25 protein-coding genes are annotated in these 25,327 nt (G+C 62.2%); 9 read left to right on the top strand and 16 right to left on the bottom strand.

The annotated features are described in order from the left end of the window. The first annotated feature begins 102 nt into the window (after window positions 1-102). From leuS to RG836_RS16195, 5 genes are all read left to right on the top strand, one after another. The gene (leuS, locus tag RG836_RS16215) at window positions 103-2,709 is read left to right on the top strand and encodes a leucine--tRNA ligase (protein ID WP_310847343.1); all 2,607 of its coding nucleotides are present in this window, start codon (window positions 103-105) and stop codon (window positions 2,707-2,709) included. Between the two features lie 91 nt (window positions 2,710-2,800). Next, a complete protein-coding gene (locus RG836_RS16210) occupies window positions 2,801-3,406 on the top strand; it encodes an LPS-assembly lipoprotein LptE (protein ID WP_310847342.1) in 606 nt (201 codons plus the stop codon). Between the two features lie 39 nt (window positions 3,407-3,445). Beyond that, entirely contained in the window at window positions 3,446-4,483 is a 1,038-nt protein-coding gene (holA, locus tag RG836_RS16205; RefSeq protein WP_310847340.1) for a DNA polymerase III subunit delta, read from the top strand. Window positions 4,484-4,613: 130 nt separating this feature from the next. Beyond that, window positions 4,614-4,778, top strand: coding sequence for an alternative ribosome rescue factor ArfA (gene arfA / locus RG836_RS16200; protein ID WP_003176285.1), 165 nt, complete (start codon window positions 4,614-4,616; stop codon window positions 4,776-4,778). Window positions 4,779-4,839: 61 nt separating this feature from the next. After that, complete coding sequence (locus RG836_RS16195) at window positions 4,840-6,162, top strand: lytic murein transglycosylase (RefSeq protein ID WP_310847306.1); 1,323 nt, start codon at window positions 4,840-4,842, stop codon at window positions 6,160-6,162. Window positions 6,163-6,201: 39 nt separating this feature from the next. Here RG836_RS16195 and RG836_RS16190 read toward each other — a convergent pair whose 3' ends face one another. From RG836_RS16190 to RG836_RS16130, 13 genes are all read right to left on the bottom strand, one after another. Then, the gene (locus RG836_RS16190) at window positions 6,202-7,152 is read right to left on the bottom strand and encodes a S66 peptidase family protein (protein ID WP_310847304.1); all 951 of its coding nucleotides are present in this window, start codon (window positions 7,150-7,152) and stop codon (window positions 6,202-6,204) included. A gap of 165 nt (window positions 7,153-7,317) precedes the next feature. Beyond that, entirely contained in the window at window positions 7,318-8,343 is a 1,026-nt protein-coding gene (gene lipA, locus RG836_RS16185; RefSeq protein ID WP_409078089.1) for a lipoyl synthase, read from the bottom strand. Window position 8,344: 1 nt separating this feature from the next. Continuing rightward, window positions 8,345-8,992, bottom strand: a complete 648-nt coding sequence (gene lipB, locus RG836_RS16180; protein WP_310847302.1) for a lipoyl(octanoyl) transferase LipB — start codon at window positions 8,990-8,992, stop codon at window positions 8,345-8,347. Further along, window positions 8,992-9,267: a DUF493 domain-containing protein gene (locus tag RG836_RS16175; protein ID WP_310847300.1), complete on the bottom strand. Its 276-nt coding sequence runs from the start codon at window positions 9,265-9,267 to the stop codon at window positions 8,992-8,994. Before RG836_RS16175 ends, lipB begins: the two co-directional genes overlap by 1 nt. An 80-nt stretch (window positions 9,268-9,347) precedes the next feature. After that, window positions 9,348-10,505: a D-alanyl-D-alanine carboxypeptidase family protein gene (locus tag RG836_RS16170; RefSeq protein WP_310847299.1), complete on the bottom strand. Its 1,158-nt coding sequence runs from the start codon at window positions 10,503-10,505 to the stop codon at window positions 9,348-9,350. A 179-nt stretch (window positions 10,506-10,684) separates the two neighbouring features. After that, entirely contained in the window at window positions 10,685-11,695 is a 1,011-nt protein-coding gene (locus RG836_RS16165) for a septal ring lytic transglycosylase RlpA family protein (RefSeq protein WP_310847297.1), read from the bottom strand. Continuing rightward, a complete protein-coding gene (mltB, locus tag RG836_RS16160) occupies window positions 11,695-12,705 on the bottom strand; it encodes a lytic murein transglycosylase B (protein ID WP_310847295.1) in 1,011 nt (336 codons plus the stop codon). The genes RG836_RS16165 and mltB overlap by 1 nt, the downstream gene beginning before the upstream one ends. 17 nt (window positions 12,706-12,722) lie before the next feature. Further along, a complete protein-coding gene (gene rodA, locus RG836_RS16155) occupies window positions 12,723-13,826 on the bottom strand; it encodes a rod shape-determining protein RodA (RefSeq protein ID WP_310847729.1) in 1,104 nt (367 codons plus the stop codon). Between the two features lie 31 nt (window positions 13,827-13,857). Next, window positions 13,858-15,753: a penicillin-binding protein 2 gene (gene mrdA / locus RG836_RS16150; protein WP_310847293.1), complete on the bottom strand. Its 1,896-nt coding sequence runs from the start codon at window positions 15,751-15,753 to the stop codon at window positions 13,858-13,860. A gap of 9 nt (window positions 15,754-15,762) precedes the next feature. Further along, window positions 15,763-16,230 (bottom strand): 23S rRNA (pseudouridine(1915)-N(3))-methyltransferase RlmH, encoded by a 468-nt coding sequence (rlmH, locus tag RG836_RS16145; RefSeq protein WP_310847290.1) that lies wholly within the window; start codon window positions 16,228-16,230, stop codon window positions 15,763-15,765. A 9-nt stretch (window positions 16,231-16,239) separates the two neighbouring features. Beyond that, a complete protein-coding gene (gene rsfS / locus RG836_RS16140; protein ID WP_310847288.1) occupies window positions 16,240-16,734 on the bottom strand; it encodes a ribosome silencing factor in 495 nt (164 codons plus the stop codon). Between the two features lie 73 nt (window positions 16,735-16,807). Then, window positions 16,808-17,491: a nicotinate-nucleotide adenylyltransferase gene (nadD, locus tag RG836_RS16135; RefSeq protein ID WP_310847286.1), complete on the bottom strand. Its 684-nt coding sequence runs from the start codon at window positions 17,489-17,491 to the stop codon at window positions 16,808-16,810. Between the two features lies 1 nt (window position 17,492). Continuing rightward, a complete protein-coding gene (locus RG836_RS16130; RefSeq protein WP_310847284.1) occupies window positions 17,493-18,764 on the bottom strand; it encodes a glutamate-5-semialdehyde dehydrogenase in 1,272 nt (423 codons plus the stop codon). 176 nt (window positions 18,765-18,940) lie between these two features. Between RG836_RS16130 and RG836_RS16125 the strand changes: the two genes are divergently transcribed. Both RG836_RS16125 and RG836_RS16120 read left to right on the top strand, forming a co-directional pair. Continuing rightward, window positions 18,941-19,639, top strand: coding sequence for a DNA-3-methyladenine glycosylase (locus tag RG836_RS16125; RefSeq protein ID WP_310847282.1), 699 nt, complete (start codon window positions 18,941-18,943; stop codon window positions 19,637-19,639). A gap of 176 nt (window positions 19,640-19,815) precedes the next feature. Next, window positions 19,816-21,132 (top strand): bifunctional DedA family/phosphatase PAP2 family protein, encoded by a 1,317-nt coding sequence (locus RG836_RS16120; protein WP_310847281.1) that lies wholly within the window; start codon window positions 19,816-19,818, stop codon window positions 21,130-21,132. A 3-nt stretch (window positions 21,133-21,135) separates the two neighbouring features. Here the strand turns inward: RG836_RS16120 and RG836_RS16115 are convergent, their stop codons facing one another. From RG836_RS16115 to RG836_RS16105, 3 genes are read right to left on the bottom strand one after another with little or no spacing between them, the layout of a single operon-like run. Beyond that, entirely contained in the window at window positions 21,136-21,726 is a 591-nt protein-coding gene (locus tag RG836_RS16115; RefSeq protein ID WP_310847280.1) for an LON peptidase substrate-binding domain-containing protein, read from the bottom strand. Between the two features lie 10 nt (window positions 21,727-21,736). After that, window positions 21,737-22,453 (bottom strand): LrgB family protein, encoded by a 717-nt coding sequence (locus RG836_RS16110; protein WP_310847277.1) that lies wholly within the window; start codon window positions 22,451-22,453, stop codon window positions 21,737-21,739. Continuing rightward, window positions 22,450-22,815: a CidA/LrgA family protein gene (locus RG836_RS16105; protein WP_310847275.1), complete on the bottom strand. Its 366-nt coding sequence runs from the start codon at window positions 22,813-22,815 to the stop codon at window positions 22,450-22,452. The genes RG836_RS16110 and RG836_RS16105 overlap by 4 nt, the downstream gene beginning before the upstream one ends. 206 nt (window positions 22,816-23,021) lie before the next feature. On the opposite strand from RG836_RS16105, the gene RG836_RS16100 reads away from it, so the two are divergent. Together RG836_RS16100 and RG836_RS16095 are read left to right on the top strand one after the other, a co-directional pair. Then, window positions 23,022-23,477 (top strand): MaoC family dehydratase, encoded by a 456-nt coding sequence (locus tag RG836_RS16100; RefSeq protein ID WP_310847273.1) that lies wholly within the window; start codon window positions 23,022-23,024, stop codon window positions 23,475-23,477. Between the two features lie 104 nt (window positions 23,478-23,581). After that, complete coding sequence (locus RG836_RS16095; protein ID WP_310847271.1) at window positions 23,582-25,300, top strand: C13 family peptidase; 1,719 nt, start codon at window positions 23,582-23,584, stop codon at window positions 25,298-25,300. Window positions 25,301-25,327 lie beyond the last annotated feature (27 nt).

Genomic DNA, 25,327 nt, shown 5'->3' with positions numbered 1-25,327 from the left:
CACTTCCAGCTCGGCTGGGCCACGAAACGCCGCATCGGCGTGATCACTGCCCGGCATTGCGTTGAAGAGGATTAGGCCACCCCATTCAGTTCAAAAGTAGCCATGCACGAACACTATCAGCCCCGTGAAATCGAAGCCGCCGCCCAGTCGTTCTGGGATGAGCAAAAGTCCTTTGAAGTCAGTGAACAGCCAGGCAAGGAGACTTACTACTGCCTGTCGATGTTCCCTTACCCCAGCGGCAAGCTACACATGGGGCACGTGCGTAACTACACCATCGGCGACGTGATCTCCCGCTACCAGCGCATGCAAGGCAAAAACGTCCTGCAACCCATGGGTTGGGACGCCTTCGGCATGCCGGCGGAAAACGCCGCGATGAAGAACAACGTCGCGCCCGCCAAGTGGACCTACGAAAACATCGCCTACATGAAAACCCAGCTGCGCAGCCTGGGCCTGGCGGTGGACTGGTCGCGCGAAGTCACCACCTGCAAGCCGGATTACTACCGCTGGGAACAATGGCTGTTCACTCGCCTGTTCGAAAAGGGCGTGATCTACCGCAAGAACGGCACCGTGAACTGGGACCCGGTCGACCAGACCGTTCTGGCCAACGAGCAAGTAATCGACGGCCGCGGCTGGCGGTCCGGCGCGCTGATCGAGAAGCGCGAAATCCCGATGTACTACTTCAAGATCACCGCTTACGCGGATGAGTTGCTGGAGAGCCTCGACGATCTGCCGGGCTGGCCGGAACAGGTCAAGACCATGCAGCGCAACTGGATCGGCAAATCCCGTGGCATGGAAGTGCAGTTCCCGTACGACGTCGATTCGATCGGCGCCGCCGGCACCTTGAAAGTCTTCACCACCCGCCCTGACACCCTGATGGGCGCGACTTATGTCGCCGTGGCTGCTGAACACCCGCTGGCCACCCAGGCCGCGCAGAACAATCCCGAGTTGCAGGCGTTCATCGCCGAATGCAAGGGCGGCAGCGTCGCCGAAGCCGACGTCGCCACCCAGGAGAAAAAAGGCCTGCCCACTTCACTGTTCGTCGAGCACCCGCTGACCGGTGAAAAACTGCCGGTGTGGGTCGCCAACTACGTGCTGATGCACTACGGCGACGGCGCGGTCATGGCCGTGCCGGCCCACGACGAGCGTGACTTCGAATTCGCCACCAAGTACAACCTGCCGATCAAATCAGTGGTGCTCACCAGTTCCGGCGACAGCAACCCGGCCCCATGGCAAGACGCCTACGGCGAGCACGGCACGCTGATCAACTCCGCCGAATTCGATGGCCTCGATTTCGCGGGTGCGTTCGACGCCATCGAAGTCGCATTGATCAAGAAAAACCTCGGCGCCTCGCGCACTCAGTTCCGCCTGCGCGACTGGGGCATCAGCCGTCAGCGCTACTGGGGCTGCCCGATCCCGATCATCCACTGCGACAGTTGCGGCGATGTGCCGGTGCCGGAAGATCAATTGCCGGTCGTGCTGCCGGAAGACGTGGTGCCGGATGGCGCCGGTTCGCCACTGGCGCGCATGCCCGAGTTCTACGAGTGCAACTGCCCGAAATGCGGCCAGCCTGCCAAACGTGAAACCGACACCATGGACACTTTCGTCGAGTCGTCCTGGTACTACGCCCGCTACGCCTCGCCGCACTATGAAGGCGGCCTGGTGGAGAAAAAAGCCGCCGATCATTGGCTGCCCGTCGACCAGTACATCGGCGGCATCGAACACGCGATCCTGCACCTTCTGTACGCGCGCTTCTTCCACAAGCTGATGCGCGATGAAGGCCTGGTGAGTTCCAACGAACCGTTCAAGAACCTGCTGACCCAAGGCATGGTGATCGCCGAGACCTACTATCGTCGCGAAGCCAACGGCGCCTACACCTGGTTTAACCCGGCCGACGTCGAACTGGAGCGTGACAGCAAAGCCAAGGTCATCAGCGCCAAGCTGAAAGCCGACGGTTTGCCGGTGGAAATCGGCGGCACCGAGAAGATGGCCAAGTCGAAGAACAACGGCGTCGACCCACAATCGATGATCGATCAGTTCGGCGCCGACACCTGCCGCCTGTTCATGATGTTCGCCTCGCCGCCGGACATGAGCGCTGAATGGTCCGACTCCGGGGTCGAAGGCTCGCACCGCTTCCTCAAGCGCGTCTGGCGCTTGGCGCAAGCCCACGTCACCCAGGGCCTGCCGGGCCAACTCGATGTCGCCAGCCTGAACGACGAGCAGAAAGCCGTGCGCCGCGCGATCCATCTGGCGATCAAGCAGGCCAGCCATGACGTTGGCCAGAACCACAAATTCAACACCGCCATCGCTCAGGTAATGACGTTGATGAACGTGCTGGAAAAAGCCGCACACGTCACCGCACAGGATCGCGCACTGGTTCAACAGGGCCTGGAAACCGTGACCCTGCTGCTGGCACCGATCACGCCGCACATCAGCCATGAGCTGTGGCAGCAACTGGGTCACGCCGAACCGGTGATCGACGCCGGCTGGCCGGTGCTGGATGAAAGCGCGCTGGTGCAGGACAGCCTGACCCTGGTGATCCAGGTCAACGGTAAACTGCGCGGCCAGATTGACGTGCCGGCCAGTGCCAGCCGCGAAGACATCGAAGCCGCGGCGCGGGCCAACGACAACGTGCTGCGTTTCGTCGATGGCCTGACCATTCGTAAAGTGATCGTAGTGCCCGGGAAACTGGTCAATATCGTCGCCAGCTAATTGGAACAGGCGCCCGGTCGCGGACCGGGCGCCGAGTAAAACCTTTCGGGCCGCACAATCCGGCCTACCTGGTTTCAAGGGGAGCAACAAGATGATCAAACGCAATCTGTTGGTGATGGGCCTCGCGGTCCTGTTGAGCGCCTGCGGCTTCCAGCTGCGCGGCACCGGCACCACCGAACTGGCGTTCAAGGAACTCGACCTGAGCGCCCGCAATGCCTACGGCGAAACCGTGACCCAACTGCGTCAGGTCCTGACCGGCAGCGGCGTCAACGTGCATGCCGGCGCGCCGTACAAACTGGTGCTGACCGATGAGCAGGAGAGCCAGCGTATCCTCAGCTACGCCGGTGCCGGTCGCACCGGTGAATACCAGGTAACCACTGTTTTGGAATACGACATCCGCGGCCAGAACAACCTGCCGCTGATCAGCGACAAACTGGAAGTGGAAAAAATCTTCATCCACGACGGCAACAACCTGGTGGGTTCCGACCAGGAAGCCAACACCGCACGCGTCGAAACCCGTCGCGAGCTGGTCCAGCGCATGATGATTCGCTTGCAGCAGATCACGCCGGCCCGCCTGGAGCAGTTGCAGGCCACCGCCGATGCTCGCGCCAAGGCTGACGCCGATGCACTGGAAGCGGCGCAGAAAGCTGAAGCGGAAACCCCGCGTCAGTCGCCGCTCGAAATCCCTCAGCAATAAGCCGGACGGGGCGCTCAGGCGCCCCGCTAGCCTCGTCTTATGAAACTCGCCCCCGCCCAACTTGGCAAACACCTGCAAAGCGCATTGTCACCGGTGTACATCATCAGTGGCGATGACCCGTTGCTGTTCCAGGAAGCCGCCGACGCCGTTCGCGCAGCCGCCCGCCAGCAAGGTTTCGATGAACGCCAGGTGTTCGCTGCCGACGCCAGTTTCGACTGGGGCACGCTGCTGCAGGCCGGGGCGAGCATGTCGTTGTTCGCCGAGAAACGCCTGCTGGAGTTGCGCCTGCCGTCCGGCAAGCCCGGCGACAAAGGCGCGGCGGCACTGATCGAATACTGTTCGCGCCCCGCTGAAGACACGCTGCTGCTGATCAGCCTGCCGAAGCTCGACGGCAGCGCGCAGAAGACCAAGTGGGGCAAGGCTCTGGTGGAAGGTCCGCAGACCCAGTTCGTGCAGATCTGGCCGGTGGACGTCAGCCAGTTGCCGAGCTGGATTCGTCAGCGTCTGTCCCAGGCCGGGTTGTCTGCCAACCAGGACGCGGTGGAACTGATTGCCGCCCGGGTTGAAGGCAACTTGCTGGCCGCGGCTCAGGAAATTGAAAAGCTCAAGCTGATGGCCGAGGACGGGCAAATCACCGTCGAAACCGTGCAAGCGGCGGTGGCTGACAGTGCTCGTTTCGACGTGTTTGGCCTGACTGACGCCATCCTCAACGGCGAACCGGCCCACGCTCTGCGCATGCTCGAAGGCTTGCGCGGTGAAGGTGTCGAACCGCCGGTGATTCTCTGGGCCCTGGCCCGGGAACTGCGGTTACTGGCCAACCTGTCGCTGCAATACAGCCAGGGCGTGCCGCTGGACAAGGCGTTCAGCCAGGCCCGTCCGCCGGTCTGGGATAAGCGCAAACCGCTGATGAGCAAGGCCTTGCAGCGCTATTCGGCGCCACGCTGGGCGCAACTGCTGCTCGAAGCCCAACGCATCGACGCGCAAATCAAAGGCCAGGCGGCGGGTTCGCCGTGGATGAGCCTGAGCCGGTTATCGTTGTTGATGGCCGGGCAGAGGCTGTCGCTGCCGGCGGAGTAATGGGCTTGTGGTCTTGGTGGCCCTTGTGGCCTCACTTGTCGAAAATTCCTACGCAACGCGGGGTCTAGACAGATGCCCAAGTTGAGCCGATGATTTGCCCCGCAAAACCCACTCACTTGCGAGCATCATCATGAGCAAAAAGCCATCCAAGCATGGCCCCAACAAGGCCAAATCCATCATCGCCCAGCCACTGTTCCGCAGCCGTCAAGAACGCGCCGGCAAGGGCAAAGGCAGCTACCGCCGCGAAGCCTTCCAGTCTAATAGCTGGGAGGCTTCTTACTTTCTGGCCGCTTAAAGCGCAGCCCCCCTACTCCATGTTAAGGTCTGCACCTGATTCGTATTTTCTGGACCCGTGCATGCCGCTTTGTATTTCCCGTCGTTGGCCCGTTCGCCAATTGATTGCTGCCTCCAGCTTCGTTCTGCTTGTCGCCTGCGCGGAAAAACCCACCGCCGCCAACGCTCAACCACTCCTGACCGTCCCCGCCGTGACCGCTCCGGCCGTGATTCCTCCGGTGGTGCCGACCGGTGAGAACCTGGACCTGCAACCGACCCAGACCTTCGCCGAATGGCAGGCCGGTTTCCGCAAGGATGCCCTGGCCGCCGGGATTCGCGCCGACCTGTTCGACCGCGCCTTCGCCAATGTCAGCTTCGACGCCAGCGTGATTCGCGCCGACCGCAGCCAGCCGGAGTTTTCCCGCCCGGTATGGGAGTACCTGGATGGCGCGCTGTCGCCGTTGCGGGTGCGCAAAGGCCAGACCTTGGTCAACCAATACGCCGACGTGCTGCAAAGCATCGAACAGCGTTACGGCGTCGATCGCCAGGCGTTGGTCGCCGTGTGGGGCATGGAGAGTAACTTCGGTCAATTCCAGGGCAGCAAATCGGTCATCAATTCCCTTGCCAGCCTGGCCTACGAAGGCCGCCGCCCGGGCTTTGCCCACGCGCAATTGATTGCCGCGCTGCAAATTCTGCAACAGGGCGATATCGATCCCGAGAAAATGCTCGGTTCCTGGGCTGGTGCCATGGGACAAACCCAGTTCATCCCCACCACCTACAACACCCACGCCGTGGATTTTGACGGCGATGGCCGCCGCGACATCTGGGGCAGCCCGAGCGACGCCCTGGCGTCGACCGCGCATTACCTGCAGAGCTCGGGCTGGCAGAAAGGCCAGCCGTGGGGCTTTGAAGTGCAACTGGCCAGCGGTTTCGACTATGTCCTGGCCGACGGCACAATCCGCAAGAGTGTCGCCGAATGGCAGCGGCTCGGCGTCACCCTGGCCAACGGCGCGCCAGTGCCGGCCGGTGCAGAGCAATTGTCCGCCGCCCTGCTGCTGCCCGCCGGCTATCGCGGCCCGGCCTTCCTGGTGCTGGACAACTTCCGCGCGATCCTTAAGTACAACAACTCCTCGTCCTATGCATTGGCGGTGAGTTTGCTGTCGGAACGGTTCAGCGGTGGCGGTCTGATCTACGGCAGTTGGCCGAAGGAAGACCTGCCGTTGAGCCGCACCGAGCGCATGGAACTGCAATCACTGCTCAGCGCGCAGAACTACGACGCGGGTACCGCCGACGGCATCATTGGCGCCAACACCCGTAAAGCCATCCGCGCCGCCCAGCAGTCCTTTGGCTGGCCGGCGGATGGCTATCCGACGCATAAATTGCTGGAAGGGCTGCGTAGCCGCTGAAAGCTTCGCGAACAGGCTGCTCCCACCGGTTGCGGCTGACTAAGCCGTGATCACCACGTCCTGTTCCAACACCAACGTTTGCCCCCCCGCATCCAGCCTGACCAGCGCGCCCAAGGGCAAGGTCAGGTTTGGATCGCAATGACCGCTGCGCCAGCCGGCCAGCACTGGAATCCGCAAGGGCCCGAGCATCTGCTTGAGCAGCAGCGCCAGCGCTGTCGGATCAACCCCGGCCACATCCCCCACCAGCACCCCACGCAGCTTGGCCAACACACCGGCCAGGCGCAGTTGCGTCAGCAGTCGGTCGATCCGGTACAGCGGCTCGTTGACGTCTTCGATAAACAGGATCACCCCATCGGCCTCTAGCGCATAAGGCGTGGCCAGAGTGGCGGCGATCATCGACAGGTTGCCGCCCTGCAAGCGCCCGTGAGCGACGCCTGGCGCAACGGTGGTCAACGGATAGGCCACCGGGTGCGCCAGGACGCTGCCAGCCGTTAGTTGGCCGCGTAGCAGGTTCAGCAGCGAAGACTCGGTCGGCGGCTGTCGTTCACTCAGCAGGTCGGCGTTGAGCAATGGCCCGTGAAAGGTCACGAAGCCGGCATATCGGCTGATGGCGACGTGCAGCGCGGTGATGTCGCTGTAGCCGATAAAGGGCTTGGCGTGGCGGCGCAGCAGGTCGAAGTCGACGCGGTCGAGCAAGCGCGGTGTGCCGTAACCGCCGCGAAGGCAGATGATTGCATCCACCTCGGGGTCGGCGAAGGCAGCGTGCAAGTCATTCAGGCGCTGGTCGTCACTGCCGGCGAGATAGCCGTCCTTCTCGTACACTCCGGGGAACACTTTGATCGAATAGCCGCGCGCGCTCATCCATTGCTCGGCCTTGGCACTGTCCAGTGGCGCCGGGCCTGCCGGGGCGATTACCGCGATCACGCCTTCGGCAGGCAATGCCGGAACGGCTTGATGAGGCAGCAAGGCTAACGTGGGTCGAGCAGTCATCCATGATTCTCCCTGGGTGAAAGTTCCACACACAGTAGTCAGGAACCGCGAGAAACAGAAGAGGCCGCGGCATCACGACGTGCGGGACGACGCGGCGCGCGTCGTAGGAAATCCCATAAAAAACGCCCGCAAGGTAAACAACCTTGCGGGCGTGATAAACAGGTCTTAAAGCGCGGCGACCAACTCAGCCTTGACCAGCTTGGCCTGTTCGTCGGCGTGGTACGAGGAACGCACCAGCGGGCCGGACGCAACGTTTTTGAAGCCCATCTTGTAACCTTCCTCGGCAAACCAGGCGAAGGTGTCCGGGTGCACGAAACGCTGCACCGGCAAGTGGCTGCGGGACGGTTGCAGATATTGGCCCAGGGTCAGCATGTCGATGTCGTGCTCGCGCATGCGCTTCATCACTTCGATGACTTCTTCGTCAGTCTCGCCCAGGCCCAGCATCAGGCCGGATTTGGTCGGGATGTGCGGCATCATCTGCTTGAAGCGTTGCAGCAGGGTCAGCGACCACTGGTAGTCGGAGCCCGGACGCGCAGCCTTGTACAGACGCGGCACGGTTTCCAGGTTGTGGTTGAACACGTCTGGCGGCTCGGCGGCGGTGATTTCCAGCGCCACGTCCATACGCCCACGATAGTCCGGGACCAGGGTTTCGAGCTGGACGTTCGGCGACAGTTTGCGGATCTCGCGGATGCAGTCGGCGAAGTGCTGGGCACCGCCATCGCGCAGGTCGTCGCGGTCAACCGAGGTGATCACCACGTATTTGAGCTTGAGATCAGCGATGGCGATGGCCAGGCTTTCCGGCTCATTGACATCCAGTGGCTTCGGCCGGCCGTGGCCGACATCGCAGAACGGGCAACGACGGGTGCAGATGTCGCCCATGATCATGAAGGTCGCGGTGCCGCCGGAGAAGCATTCGCCCAGGTTCGGGCAAGATGCTTCTTCGCAGACGCTGTGCAGCTTGTGTTTGCGCAACAGCGCCTTGATGCGATCGACTTCCGGCGAGACCGGGATGCGCACGCGGATCCAGTCAGGCTTTTTCGGCAGTTCAGTGGTCGGAATGATTTTCACCGGAATGCGTGCAACCTTCTCGGCGCCGCGCAGCTTGACGCCGGCTTCAACCTTGGCACGCGGGGCCGGACGCTCGGTCACATCGAGCGTCGGGATCATGGTTTGCACTGCATCAGTAGTCATATCAGTCGATTCCGCCCGTGAGGGTCGTCTGCTCAGCATAGTCGAGGTGTTTGACGAGCTGCGCGCGCAGCCGGGCACTTACCTCGGCAAATTCAATCGATCCTGCGTGTTCGCACAGCTGGGTCATCGCCAGCCCGGCGTAACCGCAGGGATTAATCCGTCGAAACGGTTCCAGGTCCATGTCCACGTTCAGGGCCAGGCCGTGAAAGGAACAACCGTGGCGGATCCGCAGACCCAGCGAGGCGATTTTCGCGCCGTCGACATACACACCCGGTGCATCGGCCTTGGCCGCGGCGGTCACGCCGTAGCCGGCCAGCAATTCGATCAGGCATTGTTCCATGCGCGTGACCAGGTCACGCACGCCAAAACCCAGCTTGCGCACGTCCAGCAGCAGGTAAACCACCAACTGCCCGGGGCCATGGTAAGTCACCTGGCCGCCGCGATCGACCTGCACCACCGGGATATCCCCCGGCAACAATAGGTGTTCGGCCTTGCCGGCCTGGCCCTGGGTGAACACCGGAGGGTGCTCCACCAGCCAGATTTCGTCGGCGTGGTCGCTGCCGCGCCCATCGGTAAAACGCTGCATCGCGTGCCAGACCGGTTCGTAAGGCATCCGGCCGAGCTCGCGGAAGCCGAGGGTCCGCGACATCACAACACCATGTGCACGAAGCCGGTGGCCCGCAATTCGCTGTTGATGTTGTACAGCTGATCCTGACCGGTGGCGACAATGTGCAACTGGATGGTGGTGTATTTGCCGTTGGAGCTCTGGCGTTCGTCGACCCGGTCATCGTTGACCGTCGCGTGTTTCTTGACGATCGCGATGATCTTGTCTTTGTTACCCACACCGGTATCGCTGATCACCTTAACCGGGTAATCAACGTTAGGGAATTCGATCTTCGGTGGGTTTACTTCGGTGTCTGTCATGGCGTAACGGCCTCGTAAGCCGTGGCAACGGACATGGCCCCGTGCCGAATCGGAACGGGGCCATGCAGGTCCACACTATTTCAGTTGAACAAGCCGTAGAAGAATAGACGGATGCTATCCCACATGCGGCGGAAGATACCACCTTCCTCGACAGCGTCCAGCGCGATCAGGTCGGCGCTGTGCACCACTTTGTCGTCCAGTTTGACTTCAACCTTGCCGATCACGTCGCCCTTGGCAATCGGCGCGACCAGTTGCGGGTTCATGGTCATGCTGGCCGCGAGTTTCTTCAACTGGCCTTTAGGCATGGTCATGGTCAGGTCTTGCGCCAGACCAGCCTTCACTTGGTTGGTGGTGCCTTTCCAGACCGGAGCCTGGGCCAGTTCGGCGCCCTTCTGGTAGAAGGTCTGGGTTTCGAAGAAGCGGAAACCGTAGGTCAGCAGCTTCTGGGTTTCAGCGGCACGGGCCGATTCGCTGTTGGTGCCGAACACCACGGCGATCAGGCGCATGCCATCACGTACCGCCGAGGACACCATGCAGTAGCCGGCTTCTTCGGTGTGACCGGTTTTCAGACCGTCGACGGTCTTGTCACGCCACAGCAGCAGGTTGCGGTTCGGCTGCTTGATGCCGTTCCAGAAGAACTCTTTCTGCGAGTAGATCGCGTAGTGAGCCGGGTCTTCGTGGATGATCGCGCGCGCCAGCAGGGCCATGTCATGAGCCGACGAGTAGTGCTCCGGGTTCGGCAGGCCGGTCGGGTTCATGAAGTGGCTGTTGGTCATGCCGAGGTCCGCGGCGGTTTTGTTCATCATGTCGGCGAACGCGTCTTCGCTGCCGGCGATGTGCTCGGACACGGCCACGCTGGCGTCGTTGCCCGACTGGATGATGATGCCGTGCAGCAAGTCACTGACGGTGACCTGGGTGCCGACCTTGATGAACATCCGCGAGCCGCCGGTGCGCCAGGCGTTTTCGCTGACGGTCACCGGGTCGTTCTCGCCGATCTGGCCGCGACGGATTTCCAGGGTCGCGATGTAGGCCGTCATCAACTTGGTCAGGCTGGCCGGCGGCAGACGCTGGTCACCGTTGTTCTCGACCAGCACGTTGCCGCTGCTGGCGTCCATGAGTACATAGGATTTAGCGGCCAGTTGCGGTGCCGCCGGGGCGATCTCGGCTGCGAAGGCAGCGGGCGACAGCAACAGCGGGACTAGCAGGCAAATACGTTTGGCAAAGGTGGTGATGTTCATCCGTCTCTCGAAATCGCTAATGGAAACTGCCCGAGGGCAAAACTAATCAAATGACCTTCTAACGAGTCATCGCGTGTTCAGTTGCTCACTCAAAACCCTTGCCGGGCTTTTGTTATTCGACGAGCCAACAACCTGATTCGCCCCGTACCGCGGGCGAACCCTCAATCAAGTCCTGTGTGTCACTCGGCCGTGACCAGACTCGGCGAACCGAGATTGGCCAGGCGCACGCTGTTCTGCACTTGCTGCACTTCACCCGGCGAACCCATCGGCCCCAGGCGTACCCGGTGCAGGGTCTGCTGGTTGCGCACGATCGAGCTGATGAAGACCGGCGCGCTCACCATCGAGCTGAGCTTGGACCTCAGGAGTTCTGCAGCGTCCGGGTTGGCGAACGCGCCCACCTGCAGATACTGGCCAGACGCTGGTGCAGAAGCGTTTTTTTTTGCATCCGCCACCTGCACCGGCACCACGGCCGCCGCGTGTTGCTGGGGCGGCGGGGTCCATTGTTCGACGGTCCCGGTGGTGACGGTCGGCGCGGTATTTTGCGCCACTTGCGGTTCGTTGAGCATCAACGGCGCCGGCCGGCCTTTTTGCGCCCACCATTGCTGCGGATCGATGCCTTCGACCTTGACCCGCGCGGTGCCGGATTCGGCATAGCCGAGCTTCTTGGCCGCCGCGTAGGACAAATCGATGATGCGATCGGAATAGAACGGCCCGCGGTCGTTGACCCGCAGGATCACCGTTTTGTTGTTGTCCAGGTTGGTCACACGAACGTAACTGGGCAATGGCAAGGTCTTGTGCGCGGCACTCATGCCGTACAGGTCATAAACCTCGCCGTTGGCGGTGTTCTGACCATGAAACTTGGTGCCATACCAGGACGCCGTGCCCGAGGCCACGTAGGTCTTGGATTCCTGCAACGGGAAGTAGGTCTTGCCCAGCACCGTGTAAGGATTGGCCTTGTACGGGCCGGAATGCAGGGTCGGCGTGGCATCGGGGATGCGCGACACATCCACGTCCCACCACGGCGCGCCGTCCTTGTGGGCCCGGTTGATGTCCAGACCGGGCGTGGAACGCACGGCGGTGGACGGGGATTTCTGAGTCGGTGCGCGACTGGTCGAGCAACTGGCGACCAGCACCGCCATCGCGGCGAAAGCCATGAGCTTCAGGGGTTTATTGATAGGCAATGCCCGCATTACTTGACGCCCCGTGCTTGGACCAGCTGTTCAGACAGCTGATGTACGGCCATGGCGTACATCACACTGCGGTTATAACGCGTGATTGCGTAAAAATTCTTCAGGCCCATCCAGTATTCCGGGCCATTGTCGCCTTCGAGGCGGAACGCCGTGACCGGCATATCATCGCGCAGCGCATCATGACTCGACCACCCCAAGGCTCGCAACTCCCCGACGGTTTTCGTCGGCTCGATGCCGGTGGTTAAACCCTCGTCGACCCGCTCGCCGCGCACGTCGGCGCGGCTGACCACCGGCTCGCCGGCAACCCAGCCATGGCGCTTGAAGTAGCTGGCGACGCTGCCGATGGCATCGTCCGGGTTGTTCCAGATATTGATGTGGCCATCGCCGTCGAAATCCACCGCATAGGCGCGGAAGCTGCTGGGCATGAACTGCGGCAAGCCCATCGCCCCGGCGTAGGAGCCCTTGAGGGTCAGCGGGTCGACTTGTTCTTCACGGGCCAACAGCAGGAATTCACGCAATTCCTTGCGGAAAAATTCGGCCCGGGGAGGATAGTCGAAACCCAGGGTCGACAACGCGTCGATCACCCGGAAATTACCGGTATTGCGGCCGAAAAAAGTCTCAACGCCGATGATCGAGACGATCACCTGGGCCGGTACGCCGTATTCCTGCTCGGCGCGGGCCAGCACCGCTTCGTGCTGGCGCCAGAAGTCCACGCCACGGGCGATACGCGCGTCGGTGATGAACATCGGGCGGTAGTCTTTCCATTGCTTGACCCGTTCGGCGGGCTTGGAAATCGCATCGAGAATCGACTGTTTACGCTCGACTTCGCGGAACACGCCCATCAGCTGTTCACCGGCAAAGCCGTAGTCGCGGGTCATTTCACCGACGAATTCGGCCACCTGCGGTGAGCCTTCGTAATCGCCGGCCCGCGCGGATTCCGCGGTACCCAGGATGCCTACCAGGCCGACCCACGGCGCATATCGAGTCGCCCAGCCACGCACTACTTGCATTAAACAATTCACCTTATTCAAACCTGCGCGATCCACTTGCGATGGGTATGGATCGACATCAAAACCCCAAACGCTGACAGCAGCGTTACCAGCGAAGTTCCTCCGTAGCTAATGAACGGCAACGGCACCCCCACCACCGGCAACAGGCCACTGACCATACCGATGTTGACGAAAACGTAAACAAAAAACGTCATGGTCAGGCTGCCGGCCAGCAATTTGCCAAACAGCGTTTGCGCCTGGGCGGTGATCACCAGCCCCCGGCCAATCAGCAATAGATAGATAAGTAGCAAGGCGCAGATGCCCACCAGGCCGAACTCCTCGCCCATCACTGCGATGATGAAGTCGGTGTGGCTTTCCGGCAGGAAGTCCAGGTGCGACTGGGTGCCCAGCAGCCAGCCCTTGCCGAACACACCGCCGGAACCGATTGCCGCTTTCGACTGAATGATGTTCCACCCGGTGCCCAGCGGATCGCTTTCAGGGTCGAGGAAGGTCAGGATTCGCTGCTTCTGGTAGTCGTGCATGATGAAGAACCACATCGCAATGGCCACCGGCACGGCGGCGGCGATCACGCTGAGAATCCAGCGCCAGCGCAGCCCGCCCATGAACAGCACGAAGGCACCGCCGGCGAGAATCAGCAGCGAGGTGCCAAGGTCGGGCTGGCGCACGATGAGAATGAACGGGATCCCGATCAGCATCAGGCTGACCGCCACATGCTTGAGCTGCGGCGGCAAGGTGCGCTTGGACAGGTACCAGGCGATGGTCGCCGGCATCAGGATCTTCATGAACTCCGATGGCTGGAAGCGCACCACGCCGGGGATATTGATCCAGCGCGTGGCGCCCATGGCGTTGTGGCCCATTACGTCCACCACCACCAGCAAGGTCACGCCGAACACGTAGCCCAGCGGCACCCAGCGGGCCATGAAGCGCGGCTCAAACTGGGCGATGACGATCATCGACACCAGGCCGATGCCGAACGACGTGGCCTGCTTGGCCAGCAGGTCCCAGCTCTTGCCGCTGGCCGAATACAACACGAACAGGCTACCGGCGGCCAGGGTCAGCAACAGGATCAGCAGCGGGCCGTCGATGTGCATGCGTTGCAGCAGCGTCGCGCGGCGACGCATCACATCCTCGCTGGAGAGTATGCGGTCGAAATTACTCTTCACTGGCCGTAGCCTCCGCGCTGGTTGGGCTGGCGTATTCGGCCTTCAAGCGACCGTCCTGATCGAGCAGCCAGGCGTCCATCACCTGACGCACTACCGGTGCGGCGACGCCGGAACCGGATTCACCGTTCTCGACCATCACCGACACCACGATTTTCGGGTTATCCGCCGGGGCGAAACCGACGAACAAAGCGTGGTCGCGGTGGCGCTCCTGAACCTTGGAGCGGTCGTACTTCTCGCCCTGCTTGATTGCCACCACCTGGGCGGTCCCGGACTTGCCGGCGATCCGGTATTGCGCGCCGATCGCGGCTTTGCGGGCGGTGCCTCGGGCGCCGTGCATCACCTGCTGCATGCCGTGGTTGACCTTGGTCCAGTCCGACGGGTCGCGCAGGATGATGTCCGGCATCGGGTTCTCGTCCAGCGGCTTGACCCCTTCCAGGGTTTTCGCCAGGTGCGGACGGTTCCACTTGCCTTTGTTGGCCACCAGCGCCGTGGCCTGGGCCAATTGCAACGGGGTCGACTGCATGTAGCCCTGGCCGATCCCGAGAATCAGGGTCTCGCCGGGGAACCAGGCCTGGCGGCGAGTCGCGCGTTTCCATTCGCGGGACGGCATCAGCCCCGGCGATTCTTCGAACATGTCCAGCGAGACCTTCTGGCCGATGCCGAACTTGCCCATGTAGGAGGACAACCGATCAATACCCAGCTTGTGCGCCAGGTCGTAGAAGTAAGTGTCGTTGGAACGCATGATCGCGGTGTCGAGATCGACGTAGCCATCGCCGGTGCGGTTCCAGTTACGGTACTTGTGGTCGTAGTTGGGCAGCATGTAGTAGCCGGGGTCGAATACCCGGGTGGAAGCGGTCACCACGCCCGAGTCCAGGCCGGCAATCGCCACTGCAGGCTTGATGGTCGAGCCGGGCGGATAGAGGCCGCGCAGCACGCGGTTGAACAGCGGCCGGTCGATGGAGTCGCGCAACTCGGCGTAGGCCTTAAAGCTGATGCCGGTGACGAACAGGTTCGGGTCAAAACTCGGCTGGCTGACCATCGCCAGCACTTCGCCGGTGCTCGGGTCGAGGGCCACCACCGCGCCGCGTCGACCGCCGAGCGCCAGCTCGGCGGCTTCCTGCAACTTGATGTCGAGGCTCAGGACGATGTCCTTGCCGGGAATTGGATCGGTGCGCTTGAGCACCCGCAGCACCCGGCCACGGGCGTTAGTCTCGACCTCTTCGTAACCGACCTGGCCATGCAGCTCAGGCTCGTAGAAGCGCTCGATACCGGTTTTGCCGATGTGGTGCGTGCCGCTGTAGTTCACCGGGTCCAGCGACTTCAGCTCTTTCTCGTTGATCCGCCCCATGTAACCCACCGAGTGCGCAAAATGCGCGCCTTGCGGGTAATGTCGGACCAATTGCGCAACCACTTCGACGCCGGGCAGGCGGAACTGGTTGACGGCGATGCGGGCGATTTGCTCTTCGGTCAGCTCGAACAGAATCGGCACCGGCTCGAACGGCCGCCGGCCCTGGCGCATGCGCTTTTCGAAAATGCCGCGATCTTCCGGGGTCAGTTGCAGCACTTCAACAATCACGTCGAGCACTTGCTGCCAGTCGCCGGAGCGTTCGCGGGTCATGCTCAGGCTAAAGCTGGGGCGGTTGTCCGCCACCACCACGCCATTGCGGTCGAAAATCAGCCCACGGGTCGGCGGGATCGGCTGAACGTGGACGCGGTTGTTTTCCGACAGGGTCGAGTGGTACTCGTACTGGATCACCTGGAGAAAATACAGGCGCGCGATCAGCACGCAAATCAAGGCAACGACCGCAATAGCCCCGAACACGACGCGGCCGCGCACCAGACGGGCGTCTTTCTCGTGGTCCTTGATGCGGATCGGCTGAGACATGAGGGGCTATTACTTGTGATAAGGGTGCCCGGACAGAACTGTCCAGGCGCGATACAGCTGTTCACCGATCAAAATCCGCACCAGCGGGTGCGGCAACGTCAGGGCCGACAACGACCAGCGCTGATCGGCCCGGGCACAGACTTCCGGCGCCAGCCCTTCGGGGCCGCCGACCATGAAATTGACCGTGCGCGAATCCAAGCGCCAGCGATCCAGTTCCACCGCCAATTGCTCGGTGCTCCACGGTTTGCCATGGACCTCGAGGGTCACGACCCGCTCGTTGGGACCGACCTTGGCCAGCATGGCTTCGCCTTCCTGACGGATGAAACGCGTCACGTCGGCGTTCTTGCCACGGGTATTGAGCGGAATTTCCACCAGTTCCAGCGCCAGCTCGGACGGAAGACGCTTGGCATATTCATGCCAGCCTTCTTCCACCCACTTGGGCATGCGGGAGCCGACGGCGATCAGTCGCAGTCGCACAGCGAACCCTTACTGCTGGTCTTTGTTGAGCTTGACGAAATGCTCATGGCTGTTTTCCGGGCTGTGGTGCGCAGCGCTCTGGGCACGGCTCTGCTCGGCACCCTGCCACAGGCGTTCCAGGTCATAGAACTGACGCGCGCTGGCGGTCATCATGTGGACGATCACTTCGTCCATGTCCAGCAGCACCCAGTCGCTGTCGCCTTTGCCTTCTTCACCCAATGGCTTGACGCCCTGGGCTTTCACCGCTTCGCGGACTTTGTCCAGCATCGCGCCGATCTGGCGGTTGGAGGTACCGGTGGCGATGATCATGTAGTCGGTGATGCTCTGCTTTTCGCGAACGTCGATCACCAGCACATCCTGGGCCTTGACGTCTTCGAGGGCCGCAACGGCGACCTTGACCAGGGCTTCGCCGGCCAGCGCTTCGCCGGTTCGCACTTCTACGGGCAGCGGGGCGCTCTTGAACGAACCCTTGCGCTTAACTTTATGCAGATCTTTGTCAGTCATATAAAACTCGTTTTGCTCGTATGTTCGGGCGCTTCAATACACGTTGTTGCCACGTGCCTTGAGGCACTCCTATTCAGTTCGACGCACGGTAAAGTCCATGCGCATCGATGTAGGCCAGGACCGCGTCGGGCACCAGGAAACGTACCGACTTACCGCTGGCCAGCAGTTGACGGATCTGGGTGGCGGATACCGCAAGCGGCGTCTGCCAGACGAATGCAATCTGTCCGCTCGGCCCTTTGAGGGCCAGCGGGTCGCTTACCGAGCGCGCTGCCAGCAGGTTGCGCAAGGCATCCGGCGGTTCGCTGTCGGCATCCGGGCGTTGCAACACCAGGATGTGGCAATGCTGGAGCAACTCTTCCCAGCGGTGCCAAGTGGGCAGGCCGCAAAATGCGTCCCAGCCCAAAAGTAGAAACACCTGGTCGTGAGCGGCGAGTTCCGCACGCATCAGTTCCAGGGTGTCGATGGTGTAGGACGGTTTGTCCCGCGCCAGTTCCCGGGCGTCCACCACCAGCGGCGCGACACCGGCCACCGCACATTCGACCATCGCCAGCCGATCGGCCGCCGATACCTGCGGCGTGTCCCGATGCGGCGGCCGGGCACTGGGTGTCAGGCGCAACTCATCGAGGCTCAGCGACTCGGCCACTTCCAGCGCACCGCGCAAATGGCCGATGTGCACCGGATCAAACGTTCCGCCCAGCATCCCGATGCGCCGGGGTCCGCTGACATTCAAGGCAGCCGACGGCTCAAGGTCGCCCAAGTCAGACCGGCTCCTGGCCGCGCAACTGGCCGTCGCCGACCACGATGTACTTCTCGCAGGTCAACCCTTCAAGGCCCACCGGGCCGCGGGCGTGCAGCTTATCAGTAGAAATGCCGATCTCCGCGCCCAGGCCGTACTCGAAGCCATCGGCGAAGCAGGTCGGCGTGTTGATCATCACCGAGGCCGAATCGACTTCAGCCACGAAACGCCGGGTTTCGCCCTGGTGTTCGCTGACAATCGAATCGGTGTGGTGGGATCCGTGTTTATTGATGTGTTCGATGGCTTGCTCGACGCCGTCGACCACGCGGATCGACAGGATCGCCGCCAAGTACTCGGTGCCCCAGTCTTCAGCGGTGGCCGGTTTAACGTCGATGATCGCGCCAGTACGCTCGCAGCCGCGCAGCTCAACGCCTTTCTCGCGAAACTGCGCAGCCATTGCCGGCAGGAAGGTTTCGGCGACCTGGCCGTCCACCAGCAAGGTTTCCATGGCGCCGCAGATGCCGTAGCGATAGGTCTTGGCGTTGAACGCGATACGCTGGGCTTTCGGCAGATCGGCGTGGGCGCTGACGTACACGTGGCAGATGCCATCGAGGTGCTTGATTACCGGCACCCGGGCGTCACGGCTGACCCGCTCGATCAGGCCTTTACCGCCGCGCGGGACGATCACGTCGACGTATTCGGGCATGGTGATCAGCGCACCGACCGCCGCGCGGTCAACGGTTTCCACCACTTGCACCACGGCGGCGGGCAAATCGGCCTCGGCCAGACCGCGCTGGATGCACGCGGCAATCGCCCGGTTGGAATGAATGGCTTCGGAGCCGCCACGCAGGATGGTGGCGTTGCCGGACTTCAGGCACAGGCTGGCGGCGTCAATGGTCACGTTGGGGCGCGACTCGTAAATGATCCCGACCACGCCCAGCGGCACGCGCATCTTGCCAACCTGGATACCCGACGGCCGGAAGCTCATGTCGCGAATCGCGCCGACCGGATCCGGCAGGGCCGCCACCTGGCGCAGACCGACGATCATGCCGTCGATGCGCGCCGGGGTCAGCGCCAGACGCTCGAGCATCGCCGGCTCCAGACCATTGGCGCGGCCCGCTGCCAAATCCAGTTCGTTGGCTGCCGCAAGCTCGGCGCGGGCAGCGTCCAACGCATTGGCGGCGGCCTGCAGGGCGCGGTTTTTCTGCGCGGTGCTGGCGCGGCCAATCACGCGAGAGGCTTCGCGGGCAGCGCGACCCAAGCGGGTCATGTAGTCAAGAACGGACTCAGTCATGGTCTGGCGTGGTCTTGCAAAGATGAAAGCGGCAGATTATAGCTGCGGCGTCCCTCGACTAACAGCGGTGACGGGCGGATGGTCGAAATGGAGGGCGAAATGCCGGTGTTCAGCGGGAATTAAGCTCTGAATTGTTATCATCGCCGCACCTTTAGCCGTGATTGCCCTGGCCTGCCATGCCTGACTTGACCGCTTCGCCCGCCGCATCCCGCCTGCCCGTGGGGCTTCCAGACGCTTTTTTCGATCGTGATGCGCAAGTATTGGCCAGAGAACTGCTGGGCAAAGTCATTCGTCACCGGGTGGGCGATTTGTGGCTGTCGGCGCGAATTATCGAAACAGAAGCCTATTACTGCGCGGAAAAAGGCAGCCATGCGTCCTTGGGTTACACAGAAAAGCGTAAGGCTTTGTTTCTGGATGGCGGGCACATCTATATGTACTACGCCCGTGGCGGCGATTCCTTGAACTTCAGCGCCCAGGGCCCGGGCAACGCAGTGCTGATCAAATCAGCGTACCCGTGGGTCGATGAACTCAGCGGCCCGGCCAGCCTGGCGCAAATGCTACTGAATAACCCCGACGCCAACGGTCACCCGCGCGCCTCGCAGAAGCTCTGCGCCGGGCAAACTTTACTGTGCAAGGCACTGGGCCTGAAGGTGCCAATGTGGGATGCCAAGCGTTTCAATCACGAGCTGCTGCTGGTGGAAGACACCGGGCCTGCCCCGGCCCACATCATCCAGACCACGCGCCTCGGCATCCCGCAGGGGCGCGACGAACACCTGATGTACCGCTTCGTCGATGCCGCCTACGCGCCGTACTGCACGCGGAACCCGCTGCGCCGGGGGCAGGTCGAAGGTCGCGATTATTTTTTGCTTTCCTGAATCGATTGAAAATCCCTGTGGGAGCGGGCATGCCCGCGATGATGGCGGCACATTCAGCATCCATGTGACTGGAAGTCCGCTATCGCGAGCAAGCTCGCTCCCACAAGGTTCGGTGGTGTGTTGAAGATTGGGTTCGGCCTCAGGGTCAGCTAAAACATTTGGATGGAGTTGTCTTTATGGGCCCATGGCTCGATAGCGTGACCGGCTGGTTATCGGCCAACCCGCAATGGCTGGCGGCAGCGGTATTCATCGTCGCGTGCATTGAATGCCTGGCAATTGCCGGGCTGATTGTGCCGGGCACGGTGCTGCTGTTCGCGATAGCGGTGCTGGCCGGCAGCGGCGCGCTGTCGCTGAGTGAAACCCTGTTGCTGGGTTTCCTCGGCGGTTTGCTCGGGGATTTTGTTTCATATTTTCTCGGGCGCAATTTCCACCAGAACATCCGACGCCTGCCTGGCCTGCGCCACCATCCGGAGTGGATGTCCAGCGCCGAGGCGTACTTCCAGAAGTACGGCATCGCCAGCCTGTTGGTCGGGCGCTTTATCGGGCCGCTAAGGCCGATGCTGCCAATGGTCGCGGGGATGTTCGACATGCCCTTCCCGCGCTTCGCCGCCGTCAGTGTGCTGGCCGCCGCCGGCTGGAGCGCCGCGTACCTGCTGCCGGGCTGGGCCACCGGTGCGGCGATCCGTCTGCCGCTGCCCGAAGGTTTCTGGCCGGAAGCGGGGATTGTCGCCGGCAGCATCGCGGTGATGATCGGCTTGAGCGTCACCAGCAGCCTGCGCCGGCATCGCCAGGCCTCCGCGTATATCGCCGGGCTGGGCTTGCTGATTTTGATCGGCCTGTTTATCGGCTACCCCTACCTGACCGCGCTCGATCAAGGCGTCATGACCCTGGTGCAAGAACACCGCAGCGGGTGGCTCGATGAAGTGGCGGTGACGTTCACCCTGATCGGTGAATTCCGCAACATGCTGCTGTTCAGTGGTCTGCTCACGGTCTTGCTGTTACTGGCGCGACAGTGGCGCCAGGCGATTTTCGTCGGCGGCACGTTGCTATTTACGGCGCTGGCCAACACCGGCACCAAGTATTTCTTCGCCCGCGTACGCCCGGAAGTCCTCACCGATCCGCTCACCACTTACAGCATGCCCAGCGGCCACGCGTCCGGCGCGTTCGCGCTGTTTCTGTGCCTGGCGGTATTGGCCGGGCGCGGCCAGCCACCGCGCATGCGCCTGACCTGGTTGTTCCTGGCGTGTCTGCCGGCGCTGTCGATTGCCTTGTCGCGGGTATACCTCGGCGCGCACTGGCCGACCGACGTGCTGGCCGGCGCCATGCTCGCCGCCTGCCTGTGCGCCGCCGGGCTGTGGCTTAGTCAACGCCAAACAGCATTGCCGGCCATGCCGCCGAAAGTCTGGTGGCTGGTGCTGCCGGCGATGGTCGCGCTGTTCGGGTTTTTCATGCTCCGGCACTTTCCGCACACCATGTTGCGGTATGCCTACTGACCATCAGGCAAACAACTCGCCCTGCAGCTCATCAAGCAAGGCCTGGATCGCGTCCAGCCGTTGCTGTGGGTCGTCGAGTTGCAGCAGGTCGATCTTGTCCAGTTCGGCGAACGGCAGCAGGTAGGCCAACTGGTTGGCCAGGGATTGCTGGCCGGTGGCTTCGGTGCCCATGTTCAGCGCTTCGACCATCGGGTGCTCGGCCAGGGCCTTGAGCAGCGCGACCAGGTCGGCGTCTTCGTCTTGCAGCGGTTGTTCCGGTTCGTCTTCCAGCCATTCGATGTCGGCAACGGTCAGTTGATCGCGCTGCACCTCAGTGCGTAGCACGTTGAACCGCCGACCGCCCTGGACGCGGATGCCCAGCAAGCCATTGTCCTGCTGCTTGAAGTCGGTGATCAGCGCTTCGCAGCCGACCAAGGCATAACCTTCGGGGGCGATGCCGACTTCGTCGCCGTCGAGAATGCACACCACGCCGAAGCCGCCGCCCTGCTTCATGCAGCGGCCGATCATGTCCAGGTAGCGCGCCTCGAAGATCTGCAAATCGAGGATGCAGCCGGGAAACAGCACGGTGTTCAGCGGGAACAGCGGCAAACTCATAGACATTTCCTTACACCACCATCGACACCGCCAACGGCAGCAACACCGCCGTGGCCACGCCCATCAGACTCATCGCCAACGCGGCAAACGCGCCGCACTCATCACTTTCCTGCAACGCTACCGAGGTGCCGACGGCATGGGCGGTCATGCCCAGCGCCATACCTCGCGCCTCAGGGCTATGGACCCCAAGCCGGGTCAAAAGGCTCGGCCCGACAATCGCCCCAATGACGCCAGTGATCAACACGAACACCGCCGCCAGCGCCGCCACGCCGCCGATTTGCTCGGCCACCAGCATGGCAATCGGCGAGGTGACCGACTTCGGCGCCATGGTCATCAGGATCATGTGTTCGGCGCCAAACCACCAGCCCAGCAGCACGCCCAGACCGGTCGCGACCACGCCGCCTACCACCAGCGTAGTAAAAATCGGCCAGAACAACTGCCGAATCCGTCGCAGGTTCAGATACAGCGGCACCGCCAGCGCCACAGTGGCCGGGCCGAGCAGGATGCTGAGGATCTCCGTGCTCTTGCGGTACTCAACGTAGCTCAGGCCACAGCTCACCAGTACGGCAATGACCAGGAGCATTGACAGCAGGACGGGTTGCAGGAAGATCCAGCGGGTTTTCTCATAGGCGGCCAATATCAATTGATAGGCGCCCAAGGTAATGCCGATGCCGAACAACGGATGGTGGATCACCGACGCCCAGGCGCCTTGCCAGTCGAGGCTCATGGGCGATCCTCGGGCGGTGGCGCGTGACGCTTGACCAGGCGTTGCATCAGCACGCCGGCGAACGCCATGGCCAATACCAGCGACACCACCAGTGCGCCGACGATGGCCCAGAAATCGGCGACGATATCCTTGGCGTACACCATCACCCCGACGGCGGGCGGCACCAGCAGCAACGGCAAATAACGCAACAGGCTGCTGGCCGCCAGGTTCAGTGGCTCGCCGACCTGGCCGCGGATGATCAGATAGATCAGCAACAGCAGCAGGCCAATGATCGGCCCCGGCAACACCGGCACACACAAATGATTGATGGCAGTGCCCAGCAATTGAAACAGCACCAGCCAGGTCAGGCCACGTAACAACATCCGTCTTCCCCCGCAAAACTCGGCCGCCGCAACGGCGGCTGCACATTATAAGCACGCACGCGCTATGGATCGGCATTCGCCAACAGCATGGTGGGTTGACCGGAGCAAATCACCATGATGATCTAAAGTGGTTATCCGGGAGCCCTGCTCTCCCCGCGACGCACCTATAAAACCAACAAACACCGATGAACCCAAGGAGAGTCTCAATGCCCTATGTTCCCGTTGCAGAGCTCAAAGATTATGTCGGCAAGGAACTCGGACGTTCCGAATGGCTCACCATCGACCAGGCTCGCATCAACCTGTTCGCCGAAGCCACAGGCGATTATCAGTTCATCCACGTCGACCCGGTCAAAGCTGCGCAGACCCCGTTCGGCAGCACCATCGCCCACGGTTTCCTGTCGCTGTCGCTGATTCCAAAGCTGATGGAAGACATCCTGATTCTGCCGGAAGGCTTGAAGATGGTGGTCAACTACGGCCTCGACAGCGTGCGCTTCATTCAACCGGTGAAGGTCGATTCCAAAGTCCGGCTCAAGGTCGACTTGACCGAGGTCACCGAGAAGAAACCCGGCCAATGGCTGCTCAAAGCCACCGCCACTCTGGAAATCGAAGGCCAGGACAAACCGGCGTATATTGCCGAACCGCTGTCGCTGTGCTTCGTTTGACCCACGCCTGAATGCGAAACAGCCCCACAGGCTGTTTCGCCGGGGCCTATATATCAGACACATAGCTGCGGCATACTCGGTCGCCTAATTGCCCGGATCCCGCTATGCGCTCACTCGCCCCCCTTGCCCTCGCCCTGTTGCTCACCGCTTGCGGAGACGGCGAATCACCGTTGCCGCCCGACGCCCGCCTGCCGGACGGCGGGCGCTATCGCGGTGATCTGGTGGACGGCTTGTTACAGGGCCAGGGGCGCATCGACTACCCGAACGGCAGTTGGTACGCCGGCCAGTTCGACAAGGGCCAGTGGCATGGACAGGGCGAGTGGCACGGTAGCAACGGCGAAGTCTATCGCGGCGAATTCCAGCAAGGCCTGTTTTACGGCCAAGGCAGCCTGACCACGCCGGGCAGCAGTTACACCGGCGGCTTCAAACTGGGGCGGCGGGACGGCGAAGGGACGCTCAAGGAAAACGGCGTCACCTACCGTGGCGAATTCAAGGCCGATCAATATTCCGGCCTCGGCCGCCTCGAACTGGAGGACGGCAGCAGCTATCAAGGCCAGTTCGCTCACGGTAAGCCCAACGGCGAAGGCCAGCGCGGCGATGGCAACGGCAACCAATTCACCGGGCGTTTCGTCAATGGCCAACTGGAAGGTAACGGTACGTTTACCAGCGCCGATGGCGACCTCTACGCCGGCGGCTTCAAGAACAATCAATTGCACGGTCGGGGCCGCTACGAAAACGCGGACGGCGACGTCTGGCTCGGCCAGTTCAAGGAAGGCGTGCTCAGCGGCAAGGGCGAACTGATCGGCGCCGACGGCAGCCACTACATCGGCCAGTTCAGCGACTGGCGCTTCGCCGGCCAGGGTCGTTTGAACCTGGCTGATGGCAGTTTCTACATCGGCCAGTTCGACAACGACAGCTATCAGGGCCACGGCACACTCGTGCTCACCGATGGCACCGTGCAGAGCGGCACCTGGCTCAACGGCCAGCGGGTGCGCGACGGCGATGGCAAGTTGCTGCCGGACACCCTCGAACTCGGTTTGCTGGCCCAGGGCCGGTTGCTCGAAGAGGCGCTGACCAGCGTCCCGGCATCAACCTCGGCGGTCGAGTTGTACACCCTGACCCTCGGCGGCGATGGCAAGCAGAGCGTGTTCCTGCGCGAGTCCGACTACGTGGCCAACATGCTCGCCAGCCGCTTCGGTGCCTTCGGCCAGATTCGCCTGGTCAATCACCGCGAACACCTCGGCGACCGGCCGATGGCCACCCGCGAAAACCTGCGCCGCGCCGCCCTGACCCTGGCCGAACGCAGCGGCCCGGAAGACTTGATTTTCATCTACCTGACCAGCCACGGCAGCAGCGAACACGAACTGGTGCTCGACCAGCCGCGCATGGAACTGGCCGATCTGCCAGCCGACGAACTCGCTGCCGTGCTGGCTCCGTTGAAGAATCGTGACAAAATCATCGTGATTTCCGCCTGCTACTCCGGCGGTTTCATTCCGGCGCTGAAAGACGAGCGTACCTTGATCATGACCGCCTCGCGCGCCGATCGGGTGTCCTTCGGGTGCTCGGAAGAAGCCAACTTCACCTACTTCGGCGATGCGCTGTTTGCCCAGGCGCTGAACCAGACCGACGACCTCGAACAAGCCTTCAAACTGGCCAAGGCCACCGTGGCCGAACGCGAACTGGCGGACAACTTCGAAGCCTCGGAACCGCAAATCTGGGCACCACGGACCGTGCTCTCGCATTGGCAATTGTTACGCAAGCAGCAGGCACGAAAAGCGCTACAAAGTGTCTCCATTACAAGCAAGGAAGCCAAAGGCAACTAAGCTGTAACCGTATCAGGGGAGAAACAC

Source organism: Pseudomonas rhizozeae, assembly GCF_031583775.1.
Classification (GTDB): domain Bacteria; phylum Pseudomonadota; class Gammaproteobacteria; order Pseudomonadales; family Pseudomonadaceae; genus Aquipseudomonas.
The sequence above is the reverse complement of the archived record's forward strand: the minus strand, read 5'-3'. Positions and strand labels throughout refer to the sequence as shown.